Below are 11021 nucleotides of genomic sequence, written 5' to 3' on the forward strand. Positions count from 1 at the left end.
CCTTCTCGTCGCCGCGTCCGCGCAGGCGCGCGGCGGCGACCGCGGCACGCTCCGTCACGCGGGCGAGCTCGAGGGTCAGGATACGGTCGAGAACGTCACTGTTTTCGGCGGCGGCGGAGGTGGACATCGGATTTCCTCGAAAGGGGATGGAGAAGGGATCAGGCGAGTTTCTCGATGCGGATCATCTGCGGGGTGCCGGCGATGACGTTCTGCGCGGAAATCGTCGCCAGCGCCCGCTTCACGGCCGCCTCGGTGGTTTCATAGGTGATGAGTGTGACAGGCTGCGGGGCACCGGCCTCGCCTGCCTTGGCGCCGGCACGGTCGCGCTGCATGATCGATTCAAGCGAGATGCTTTCGACGGCCATGATCCGCGCGATTTCGGCGAAGGCGCCGGGCCGGTCATAGACCGCCAGGCGGATGTAGTAGCCGCCTTCGTGCATGCGCATGCCCGCCGCCTTGTAGGGCGCCAGACCCGCGACCGGCTGGCCGAGCACCGGCACGCGGATGTCGCGGGCGATGTCGGCGACATCGGCAAGCACCGCCGAGGCGGTGGCGTTTCCGCCCGCGCCCGGTCCCGCCAGCACCACCTCGCCGACGACATCGGCGTCGATCGCGACGGCGTTGAGCACGCCGTCGATACGGGCGATGGCGGAGGTCTTGGGAACCATCGTCGGGTGCACGCGCTGCTCGATGCCGGTGTCGGTGCGCTGCGCGACGCCCAGCAGCTTGATCCGGTAGCCGAGTTCGTCGGCGGCCTGGATATCTGCGCTGGTGATCGAGGCGATGCCCTCGAGATAGATGGCGTCGACGTCGATCTCGCAGCCGAAGGCGAGCGAGGTCAGGATCGCCAGCTTGTGGGCGGTGTCGTTGCCCTCGATGTCGAAGGTCGGGTCGGCCTCGGCGTAGCCGACCCGCTGCGCCTCGGCGAGGCAGGCGGCGAAGTCGAGCCCGTCCTGCTCCATGCGCGTCAGGATGTAATTGCAGGTGCCGTTGAGGATGCCATAGACCCGCGACACGTCGTTGCCGGCCATGGACTCGCGCATGGTCTTGACGATCGGGATGCCGCCGGCGACGGCCGCCTCGAAGGAGAGGCTGACGCCGTTGTCCTCGGCGAGGCGCGCCAGCTCGACGCCGTGGCGGGCGAGCAGCGCCTTGTTGGCGGTGACCACATGCTTGCCCGCGGCAAGGGCTGCGCGCACGCTGTCCTCGGCCGGGCCGCTGTCGCCGCCGATCAGTTCCACGAAGACGTCGATGTCCGGCGCGGCGGCGAGCGCCGCCGGGTCGTCGAACCAGGTGACATCGGCGAGGTCGATCCCCCTGTCGCGGCCGCGCGTTCGCGCGCTGACCGCGGCCACACGCACCGTGCGGCCGCAGCGCGCCGCGAAGGCGTTCGACTTCTTCTGCAACTGGCGCACCATCGAGGCGCCAACCGTACCGAGGCCGGCGACGCCGACGCGCAGTTCAGGTTTCATGAAGATCGCATTCCGTTTGCAAGCGGGCAGGGCCGGCCGAGGTGTCAGCCCTTGGCCCCGATGGGGATCACGTTGTGCAATTTTTCGTCCGCGGTTTCAAGGAAACGGCGCAGGTTGCGTGCCGCCTGGCGGATGCGCTGTTCGTTTTCCACCAGCGCGATACGTACGTGGGTGTCGCCATACTCGCCGAAGCCGAGGCCTGGCGCCACGGCGACGTCGGCATGCTCGATGAGCAGCTTGGCGAATTCGACGGATCCCAGATGGCGGAATTTCTCCGGGATTGGCGCCCAGGCGAACATGCTGGCCTCGGGCGCGGGCACCGGGAAGCCGGCGCGGCCAAAGGCGTCGACCAGCGCATCGCGGCGCTTGCGGTAGACCGAACGCGCGGCGACGATGCAATCGTCAGGCCCGTTCAGGGCCGCGGTCGCGGCCACCTGGATCGGCGTGAAGGCGCCGTAATCGAGATACGACTTGACCCGGGCGAGCGCCGAGATCAGCCGCTCGTTGCCGACGGCGAAGCCCATGCGCCAGCCGGGCATGGAGAAGGTCTTCGACAGCGAGGTGAACTCGACCGCCACGTCGATGGCGCCCGGCACCTGCAGGATCGAGGGCGGCGGCGTCTCGCCGAAATAGATTTCCGAATAGGCCAGGTCGGACAGCACGAAGATGTCGTGCTTCTTCGCGAAGGCGACCACGTCCCGGTAGAACTCGATATCGGCCACATAGGCGGTCGGGTTGGCCGGGTAGCACAGGATCATGGCGATCGGCTTGGGTACCGAGTGGATGAGCGCACGTTCCAGCGCGTGGAAAACCTCCGGTCCGGGCTCCGCCGGAATGGCGCGCAGGACCGCTCCGGCCATCAGAAAGCCGAAGGCGTGGATCGGGTAGCTCGGGTTCGGCACCAGCACCACGTCGCCGGGCGCGGAAATCGCCTGCGCCATGTTGGCGAAGCCTTCCTTGGAGCCGAGGGTGGCGACCACCTGCGTTTCCGGGTTGAGCTTCACGCCGAAACGGCGCTCGTAATAGCCGGCTTGCGCGCGTCGCAGTCCCGGAATGCCCTTGGAGGCCGAATAGCGGTGGGTGCGCGGATCCTGCACGGTCTCGACGAGCTTTTCGACGATATGCTTGGGCGTCGGCAGGTCGGGGTTGCCCATGCCCAGGTCGATGATGTCGGCGCCACCTGCGCGTGCCTTTGCCTTGAGCCGGTTTACCTGTTCGAAGACATAGGGCGGCAGGCGCCGCGTCTGATAGAACTCTTCCATTGGCTCATTCCTCAAGGCGAAGGGGTCCCGCAAGCCGGTATCGTCACGCGACTGTCCTGACCGGGGCTTGCGGGCATATACCAGCAGGACCGTGTCCGCGCATCGGCAAAAAGGGTGAAATCCATCTCAAAAAAGGCCTCTCCTGTCGCCGCCGCGGCTTCGACAGGCCGGCGGCGCGCCGCCGCCACGAGGGCGGCCGTCAATCGCCTGCTGCTGCCTCGATCTCGCGGATGGCCGCGTTGCCATGGGTCGCGCGCAGCTCCTCGAGCTGGCCGGCCGTCATGGAGGCGCCGGGACCTGCGGGGCCACCGCGCGAACGGGCGATGCTGACGAGACTGTTGCGCTGCGCGGCGGCCTCGTCCGCGCTCAGCAGGCTGCCGGGCGCGCGCGCCGTGCCGGCGGCGATGGCGGCGGCGGCCGAAGTGCCGTTGCGCGGGGGCGTCAGAAGGTCGCGGGGCGCGGCATAGGCGGAAGGAGCGGCGGTCGTCGGCGTCGCCGCGACGCCGGTGCCGTCGGGAAGGGGTGTTGCTGCGGTGGATGCGGGCTCGAGCGCGTCGATCAGAGTTCCCGAGGGCGCATAGGCGCATCCGCCCAGAAGCGCGGCCATGCAGGTCGCCAGAGCCAGTCCTTGCAATCGCATAAGCGTCTTTTCCGGTTCGTCCCGAACTTTCGCATGTGCACGCCTTGCGTGCCCCGCAGGACGTACGACATTGTAGGCGCGTTGTCCAACTTGTCAGTCGTGCGTCACGAAGTGCTATTATGCCGGGAAGTGGGACCGGCTCCAATACAGGTGTTTCGGGACGCGGCCAGAAGGCCCCAGTCGCCATAAAAAGGGGGGATTTGCGGGAATGACGGACCAGACGCCCAATCCGCTGCTTCAGTATATCGTCAAGAACCCGGAGGCCTTCGCCCACAACCTCGCCCGTGTGGTGGAGAATGCCGGCAAGGCCATGGCCGCCTATGTGGAACCGCGCGAGAAGGGCGAGATCAAGTCCGGCCTCGCCGACGAGATGAGCGTCATCTTCAAGACGCTCGGCCAGGTGGGCGAGTTCTGGATGTCCGATCCGCAGCGCGCGATCGAGGCGCAGAGCCGTCTTTGGACCGGTTACATGAGCCTTTGGAACTCGTCGCTCAAGCGGATGATGGGAGAAACGGTCGATCCGGCGATTTCCCCCGACCCGCGCGACAAGCGTTTCGGCGATCCGGAGTGGAACGACAACCAGTTCTTCGATTTCGTCAAGCAGCTCTACCTGATCACCTCCCGCTGGGCCGAGGAGATGGTGGTCGAGGCCGCCGATCTCGACGAGCACACCCGCCACAAGGCGGATTTCTACGTCAAGCAGATCGCCAACGCGCTGTCGCCGTCGAACTTCGTGCTCACCAACCCCGAGCTCCTGCGCGAGACGCTGGAATCCAACGGCGAGAACCTCGTGCGCGGCATGAAGCTGCTGGCCGAGGACATCGCCGCCGGCAAGGGCGAGTTGAAGATCCGCCAATCCGACCTGGGCAAGTTCAAGGTGGGCGAGAATCTCGGAATGACGCCGGGCAAGGTGATCGCCGAGAACGACGTCTGCCAGGTGATCCAGTACACGCCGGTGACGGAGACGGTTCTGAAGCGTCCGCTGATGATCGTGCCGCCGTGGATCAACAAGTTCTACATTCTCGACCTCAACCCTGAGAAATCCTTCATCCGCTGGGCGGTGGAGCAGGGCCATACGGTGTTCGTCATCTCCTGGGTGAACCCCGACGAGCGCCAGATGCGCAAGAGCTTCGAGCACTACATGCGCGAGGGCGTGCTGGAGACGCTCGACGTGATCAAGCGCGCCACCAGGACCGAAGAGGTCAACGCCATCGGCTATTGCGTTGGCGGCACGCTTCTCTCGGTCACGCTCGCCTATATGGCGGCGGTGGGCGATACGCGCATCAAGAGCGCGACCTTCTTCACCACGCAGGTCGATTTCACCCATGCCGGCGATCTCAAGGTCTTCGTCGACGAAGAGCAGATAGAGACGCTCGAGCGCCAGATGGTCGAGAAGGGCTATCTGGACGGCTCGAGGATGGCCTCGGCCTTCAACCTGCTGCGCTCCAACGATCTGATCTGGCCCTATGTGGTCAACAACTACCTGAAGGGGCGCGAGCCGTTTCCCTTCGACCTGCTGTTCTGGAATTCCGATTCCACGCGCATGCCGGCGGCGAACCACTCCTTCTACCTGCGCAACTGCTACCTCGAAAACCGGCTGACCCAGGGCACGATGGAGATTGCCGGCCAGAGGCTCGATCTCGGCAAGGTGACGATCCCGATCTACAATCTCGCCACCCGAGAGGACCATATCGCGCCACCGCTGTCGGTCTTCGTCGGCTCCCAGTTCTTCGGCGGGCCGGTCGAATATGTGCTCTCCGGCTCCGGCCACATCGCCGGCGTCGTCAATCCGCCGTCCCGCAACAAGTACCAATTCTGGACGGGGCCGCGCCCGAAGGGCGTGCTGGATGACTGGATTGCGCAGGCAGAGGAGCATCCCGGCTCCTGGTGGCCGCATTGGGACAGCTGGATCCGCTCCCTCGACGACACCACGGTGAAGGCGCGCAAGCCCGGCGCGCACCGGATGAAGATCATCGAGGATGCGCCTGGCCGTTACGTCAAGGCCGTGAGCTGAGCGCAGTCCGTCGCGGCGCCATTGTTTTTCCCTGATCCGGGCGGAGTCTCTCCGCCCGGCACAATCTGCCCTCTCTTGGCCAACCCGGCAGGAACTGCCTTTCCCGTTAAGGAAGGCGAAACCGGTCGAGCGCTAACGTGATGGCGGATGATGACAAGGGATTGGATGATGTCTCCACGGGCACAGCTCCGCCGGCTGATGGCGGATGTCGACGGCGCTGCCGATAATGCCGAACGCGCCCTGCGCCGGCTTCAGGCCAATGGTGTCGTGGGCGCCGTGGAAAAGCGCGCGCCTCCGGTGACGCCGCTGCGCGCCGGTCTCATCCTTGCCAGCCTGCTGATGGCGGCGAAGATCATTTCCACCCAGGACTGATCTGAAAACGGCCGTCTCGGCCTGATCCCGCCTGTCTCGTCGCGCTCTTGCCTTTTCATGCGCTGACGCAGGCCGCGTTTGCAGCGTGAACGCGTCTCTTGCCCGGCGAACTTTCACATCTTCATGATATTCAACTTGGTGTCGGCCCGATTCGCAAGGCCGCGGCACCCGGTGCGGGGGCGTCCGTGCGGCCTTTCGGCATCTGCCCTCGGCGCGGCGCGTGGTCGCGGCTGATGGACAAGCGGCCGAGGCACTTGCATTGCGGGCCCGCCCGCGCCAGCATTCCGCCCAGTCTTTTGCCCCGTCTTGTGCCCCGTCCTTCGCCCTGCATTCCGCAATGATCCAGACCGGTGTTTCCTCCATGACAGAACCTGACTCCGGCGCTTTCCGGATTGCTCTTTGTGCCTTCAACCTGGCGAGCGGTGGCTCCACGCCCGCCGCCTTCGTCGCCGGGATCGATGCGCGGTTGACCCGCGCCAGGGAGGAGGGCGCACGCCTTCTCGTGCTTCCCGAATACCTGAGCGAGGCCTGTCTCGCCTGGAAGCCGGCCGATCTTCCGGTCACCGGCGAGCTCGCCTTCATGGCGGAGGAGGGAGAGCGGATCCTGCCGTCGCTTGAGGCGCTGGTCGCCCGCCACCAGGTCGCCCTCGTTGCCGGGTCCATGCCCTGGCCAGACGGCAAGGGTGGCTTTTTCAACCGTGCGCTGGTGCTTCTGCCTGATGGGCGACGCATCGTGCACGACAAGCTGGCGCTCACCCCCTTCGAGCTTGATCCCGAGAGCTGGCTGCTGACGCCGGGCACGGATCTCGCCGTCTTCGAGTTCGCCGGACTGAAGATGGCGGTGCTGATCTGCCTCGACGTGGAAATGCCGGCGCTGTCGTGCCTGCTGGCGCGAAATGCGCCGGATCTTCTGGTCGTGCCGTCGATGACCTCCAATCTCGCCGGCTATTCGCGCGTCTTCGGTTGCGCCCGCGCGCGTGCCGTGGAGCTGATGGCGGCGGTTGCCGTGTGCGGTGCCGTCGGCGTTGCCGAGGGGGCGACCCAGCCGGCGTCCAATGTTTCCGGCGCGTCCCTGTTCCTTCCCTGCGAGCCGACGCTCGGTTACACGGGCATCGGCGGCGAGATCGCCGCGACCGACGGTGAGGACGGATCCGAACCGTTCCTCGTCGCGGATGTGCCGGTCGGCGAGATCCGCAAGCTGCGCGCCGGTGGCGCCGAGGTCTGGCCGGGCAACTGGTCCGCCGCCGATGTGACCCTCAGGAGCATCTAGAAAATCATGAGCGATACGGATCCCGCCGAGTCTCTCGGCTCCGACAAGGCCTGCGGCGCGGCGATCGTCATCGGCGGTCTCGCCGGCGGAATGGGCGTGGCGCTGATGGCGATGGCGGCGCATCTGCCCGACGGCGAGCGGTTGTTGACCTCCGCCCAGATGCTGCTCTTCCATGCGCCGGTGTTTCTTGCGCTGGCGGCCTTGCACGGCACCGGCCCGCGCTTCCTTTTGCCGCTGACGGTGATCGTGCTCACGCTCGGGGTTTCGCTGTTCTGCGGCGACGTCACCATGCGGGTGCTTGTCGACCACCGGATCTTCCCGATGGCGGCGCCGACGGGCGGCGGGTTGATGATTGCCGGCTGGACCGGGGTGCTCCTGCTCGGCGTCGCGCGGCTGATGCGTCGCGCCTGAGCCGGCCGCGAGGTTGCGCGCTGCCGCCGATGCGACGCAAAGCCTCGCCGGGATGTCGTTTTTCGGCAAGCCTGGACACCGGATCGGCGGCACAACACGAGGGACGGCATCGCCCGGCGCGCGTGCGGGCCACGCCGTCGACGGGACCGTCGGGCGCGAGAGGACCACATGACACGCTTCTCCTTCTGGGATCTGGCGCTCAAGGCGTTCAACGCTCATCAGGACTGGGGACGCCAGTGGCGTCAGGCGGAGCCGAAACCCGCCTATGATGTGATCATCATCGGGGCGGGCGGCCACGGGCTCGCCACCGCCTATTACCTTGCCAGTCAGCATGGCATCCGCAACGTGGCGGTGCTCGAAAAAGGCTGGCTCGGCGGCGGCAACACCGGGCGCAACACCACCATCGTGCGCTCCAACTACCTGTGGGAGGAGAGCGAGGGGCTCTACGACCACGCCATGGACCTGTGGCAGGGCCTCTCCCAGGAACTCAACTACAACGTCATGTATTCCGCGCGCGGCGTGATGATGCTCGCCCATACGGTGCATGACGTGCAGGTGTTCAAGCGCCACGTTCACGCCAACCGGCTGGCCGGCGTGCAGAACGAATGGCTGAGCGCGCAGGAGGCAAAGGCCTTCTGCCCGCCGCTCAACATCGAGCGCAACATCCGCTATCCGGTGATGGGCGCGGCGCTGCAGCGCAAGGCCGGCGTCGCCCGCCACGACGCGGTGGCCTGGGGCTACGCGCGCGGGGCCGACCGGCTTGGCGTCGACATCATCCAGAATTGCGCCGTCACGGGCATCCGTCGCGGCGCCGATGGCGCGGTGGAGGGGGTCGAGACCTCGCGCGGCTTCATCGGAGCCCGAAAGGTCGGCGTCGTCGCGGCCGGCCACACATCCGTCGTCATGGACATGGCCGGCCAGCGCATGCCGCTGGAGTCCTATCCTCTGCAGGCGCTCGTGTCCGAGCCGGTCAAGCCGTGCTTTCCCTGCGTGGTCATGTCGAACACGGTCCATGCCTATATTTCCCAGTCCGACAAGGGCGAGCTGGTCATCGGCGCGGGCACGGATCAGTATGTCTCCTACAGCCAGACCGGTGGCCTGCAGATCACCACGCATACGGTCGATGCGATCTGCGAGCTCTTTCCCCAGTTCCGCCGCATGCGGATGCTGCGCAACTGGGGCGGCATCGTCGACGTGACGCCGGACCGCTCGCCGATCATCGCGAAGACGCCCGTCCCCGGCCTTTACGTCAATTGCGGCTGGGGCACCGGCGGCTTCAAGGCGACGCCGGGCTCGGGCCATGTCTTCGCCCACACGATCGCGCGCGACGAGCCGCACCCGATCAACGCCCCCTTCACGCTGGATCGGTTCCGCACCGGCCGGCTCATCGACGAGGCGGCCGCCGCCGCCGTCGCCCACTGAGGGTTTCCATGACCAGCCAGCCCGTCAATCTCGCCGAGAAGCTCTCGCTGTTCACCGAACACTGGTCGCCGAAGATCGTCGGCGCCTTCAACGGCCACGACCTGATGGTGGTCAAGGTCCAGGGCGAGTTCGTCTGGCATGAGCATGCGGAGACGGATGATTTCTTTCTGGTGCTGTCCGGCCGGCTCACCATTCGCATGCGCGAGGGCGACGTGACGCTCGGCCCGGGCGAGTTGTTCGTCGTGCCGAAAGGCGTCGAGCACTGCCCGGTCGCCGAGGTCGAGACCCATCTCATGCTGATCGAGCCCTCCGGCACGCCGAACACCGGCGACGCGGCGACCGCCGCCGCCAAGACGAGGATCTGAGGAGCCGCCATGCTGTTGATCCCCTGTCCCTATTGCGGCGTCGACCGTCCGGAGATCGAGTTCCACTGTGCCGGCGAGGCGCATGTCGCCCGCCCCGGCGATCCTTCCGCGCTCACCGACGAGCAGTGGGCGGAGTTCCTCTACATGCGCTCGAATCCGAAGGGGCTGCACGCCGAGCGCTGGCGCCACCTGCATGGCTGCGGCCGTTTCTTCAATGCCGTGCGCGACACGGTGAGCGACCGCTTCCTCGCCATCTACAAGGCTGGCGAGCCGCGTCCCGACATGGAGGCGCTGGCGCGCGCGGCACAGGCCGGGGAGGGCGCGCGATGAGCCAGTCCTTCCGCCTTCCCGGCAAGGGCCGGACGGACAGCACCCGACCGGTGTCCTTCACCTTCGACGGCCGCCGCCTGCAGGGATGCGCCGGCGATACGCTCGCTTCCGCTCTGCTTGCCAACGGCATCCACCTGGTTGGCCGCTCGTTCAAGTACCACCGCCCGCGCGGCATCCTGACGGCGGGCTCCGAGGAGCCCAACGCGCTGGTCGGCGTGGCGAAATCGGCGGAAGCCGCCGCCCGGGGCCAGATGACGCCGAACCTCAGGGCGACCCAGGTCGAGATCCACGAGGGCCTTGTCGCCGAGAGCCAGAACCGCTGGCCCACGCTGTCCGTCGACATCGGCGCGGTCAACGACCTGCTCGCGCCCGTCTTCGTCGCCGGCTTCTACTACAAGACCTTCATGTGGCCGAAGAGCTTCTGGAACAGGGTCTATGAGCCGCTGATCCGCGCCGCCGCCGGTCTCGGCCGCGCACCGACAGCCGGTGACAGCGACCGCTACGCCAACCGCTATGCCCATTGCGACGTGCTTGTCGCCGGTGCCGGTCCGGCTGGCCTCGTTGCGGCACTTGCCGCGGCACGGGCCGGGGCGCGGGTCATTGTCGCCGACGAGCAGGCGGAGGCTGGCGGCTCGCTGCTGCACGACACCGGCGCCGCCGTCGAGGGGCGGCCTGGGGCTGCCTGGGTGACGGACGCGCTTGCCGAACTGCGCGACAATCCGCGTGTCACGCTGCTTGTCCGCACCACCGTCTTCGGTTGTTTCAACCACAATTTCGTGGCTCTCGCGGAGAGGCTCTCCGACCATCTCGAGACGCCGGGCGAGGCTGTGCCGCGCGAACGGTTGTGGCAGGTGCGCGCCCGCGAGATCGTGTTCGCCACCGGGGCCATCGAGCGCCCGCTCGTCTTCCCGGAAAACGACCGTCCGGGCGTGATGATGGCGGAGGCAGCGCGCATCTATGCCAACCGCTATGGCGTGCTGCCGGGCGCGGCGATCACCGTTTTCGCGGCCTGCGACAGTGCCTGGCGCGCGGGGCTCGAGCTGCAGGCGCTCGGTGGCAATGTCGTCGCCATCCTCGATCTCAGGCAGGAGGTCGATGCCGCGCTTGTCGCGGCGGCGCGCGAGGCCGGGATCCGGACGGAGCTTGCCTGTTCCGTGACCGGCGTTGTCGGCCGTGCCCGCGTCAAGGGCGTGCTGCTCGGACGTCTGCGCGCCGACGGTCGGGTCACGGCCGCCGGCGAGATCGCCTGCGACACACTGCTCATGTCCGGCGGATGGACGCCGAACATCTCGCTGCACTCGCAGGCGCGCGGCAAGCTCTCCTATGACGCGGAACGCGGCGCGTTCCTGCCGCTTGACCCGGCCTCGGGCCATCGCTCAGCCGGCTCCGCCGCCGGTGTCGACGGTCTTGCCGCCGTGCTTGCCTCGGGCGCGGCCGCCGGCGCGGCCGCGGCGACGAGAAGC

General features: G+C 67.3%; 11 protein-coding genes and 1 pseudogene. 8 read left to right on the forward strand and 4 right to left on the reverse strand.

Annotated features, from left to right (window positions below; translation table 11 throughout):
* From glpX to ACN0WF_RS19760, 4 genes and pseudogenes are all read right to left on the reverse strand, one after another.
* Positions 1-127 (reverse strand): annotated as a pseudogene (gene glpX, locus ACN0WF_RS19745) (fructose-bisphosphatase class II); the annotation flags it as partial.
* A 31-nt stretch (positions 128-158) separates the two neighbouring features.
* Positions 159-1472 carry a homoserine dehydrogenase gene (locus tag ACN0WF_RS19750; protein WP_417774490.1) on the reverse strand — a complete coding sequence of 438 codons (1314 nt, stop codon included), beginning with the start codon at positions 1470-1472 and terminating at the stop codon, positions 159-161.
* Between the two features lie 44 nt (positions 1473-1516).
* On the reverse strand, positions 1517-2734 hold the full coding sequence (locus ACN0WF_RS19755; RefSeq protein WP_417774491.1) for an LL-diaminopimelate aminotransferase: 1218 nt from the start codon (positions 2732-2734) through the stop codon (positions 1517-1519).
* A gap of 199 nt (positions 2735-2933) precedes the next feature.
* On the reverse strand, positions 2934-3374 hold the full coding sequence (locus tag ACN0WF_RS19760; RefSeq protein ID WP_417774492.1) for a hypothetical protein: 441 nt from the start codon (positions 3372-3374) through the stop codon (positions 2934-2936).
* A 208-nt stretch (positions 3375-3582) separates the two neighbouring features.
* Between ACN0WF_RS19760 and ACN0WF_RS19765 the strand changes: the two genes are divergently transcribed.
* The 8 genes from ACN0WF_RS19765 to ACN0WF_RS19800 form a co-directional block, all read left to right on the forward strand.
* Positions 3583-5388 (forward strand): PHA/PHB synthase family protein, encoded by a 1806-nt coding sequence (locus tag ACN0WF_RS19765; RefSeq protein ID WP_417774493.1) that lies wholly within the window; start codon positions 3583-3585, stop codon positions 5386-5388.
* A gap of 168 nt (positions 5389-5556) precedes the next feature.
* Positions 5557-5760 carry a hypothetical protein gene (locus ACN0WF_RS19770; RefSeq protein WP_417774494.1) on the forward strand — a complete coding sequence of 68 codons (204 nt, stop codon included), beginning with the start codon at positions 5557-5559 and terminating at the stop codon, positions 5758-5760.
* Between the two features lie 361 nt (positions 5761-6121).
* On the forward strand, positions 6122-7030 hold the full coding sequence (locus ACN0WF_RS19775) for a nitrilase-related carbon-nitrogen hydrolase (protein WP_417774495.1): 909 nt from the start codon (positions 6122-6124) through the stop codon (positions 7028-7030).
* A gap of 6 nt (positions 7031-7036) precedes the next feature.
* Entirely contained in the window at positions 7037-7441 is a 405-nt protein-coding gene (locus ACN0WF_RS19780) for a DUF423 domain-containing protein (RefSeq protein ID WP_417774496.1), read from the forward strand.
* Between the two features lie 168 nt (positions 7442-7609).
* Entirely contained in the window at positions 7610-8863 is a 1254-nt protein-coding gene (locus ACN0WF_RS19785) for a sarcosine oxidase subunit beta family protein (RefSeq protein WP_417774497.1), read from the forward strand.
* Between the two features lie 8 nt (positions 8864-8871).
* Positions 8872-9228 (forward strand): cupin domain-containing protein, encoded by a 357-nt coding sequence (locus ACN0WF_RS19790; protein WP_417774498.1) that lies wholly within the window; start codon positions 8872-8874, stop codon positions 9226-9228.
* A 9-nt stretch (positions 9229-9237) separates the two neighbouring features.
* A complete protein-coding gene (locus ACN0WF_RS19795) occupies positions 9238-9558 on the forward strand; it encodes a sarcosine oxidase subunit delta (protein WP_417774499.1) in 321 nt (106 codons plus the stop codon).
* Positions 9555-11021, forward strand: a 1467-nt coding sequence (locus ACN0WF_RS19800) for a 2Fe-2S iron-sulfur cluster-binding protein (RefSeq protein WP_417774500.1), incomplete at its 3' end; no start/stop codon positions are given. The genes ACN0WF_RS19795 and ACN0WF_RS19800, both read left to right, overlap by 4 nt.

It is taken from the genome of Stappia sp. (genome assembly GCF_048268045.1).
Classification (GTDB): Bacteria; Pseudomonadota; Alphaproteobacteria; order Rhizobiales; family Stappiaceae; genus Stappia.

Coding starts and splice junctions, on each gene's coding strand:
- ACN0WF_RS19750 (WP_417774490.1), bottom strand. CDS start 1,472: ATGAAACCTGAACTGCGCGTCGGCGTCGCCGGCCTCGGTACGGTTGGC.
- ACN0WF_RS19755 (WP_417774491.1), bottom strand. CDS start 2,734: ATGGAAGAGTTCTATCAGACGCGGCGCCTGCCGCCCTATGTCTTCGAA.
- ACN0WF_RS19760 (WP_417774492.1), bottom strand. CDS start 3,374: ATGCGATTGCAAGGACTGGCTCTGGCGACCTGCATGGCCGCGCTTCTG.
- ACN0WF_RS19765 (WP_417774493.1), top strand. CDS start 3,583: ATGACGGACCAGACGCCCAATCCGCTGCTTCAGTATATCGTCAAGAAC.
- ACN0WF_RS19770 (WP_417774494.1), top strand. CDS start 5,557: ATGTCTCCACGGGCACAGCTCCGCCGGCTGATGGCGGATGTCGACGGC.
- ACN0WF_RS19775 (WP_417774495.1), top strand. CDS start 6,122: ATGACAGAACCTGACTCCGGCGCTTTCCGGATTGCTCTTTGTGCCTTC.
- ACN0WF_RS19780 (WP_417774496.1), top strand. CDS start 7,037: ATGAGCGATACGGATCCCGCCGAGTCTCTCGGCTCCGACAAGGCCTGC.
- ACN0WF_RS19785 (WP_417774497.1), top strand. CDS start 7,610: ATGACACGCTTCTCCTTCTGGGATCTGGCGCTCAAGGCGTTCAACGCT.
- ACN0WF_RS19790 (WP_417774498.1), top strand. CDS start 8,872: ATGACCAGCCAGCCCGTCAATCTCGCCGAGAAGCTCTCGCTGTTCACC.
- ACN0WF_RS19795 (WP_417774499.1), top strand. CDS start 9,238: ATGCTGTTGATCCCCTGTCCCTATTGCGGCGTCGACCGTCCGGAGATC.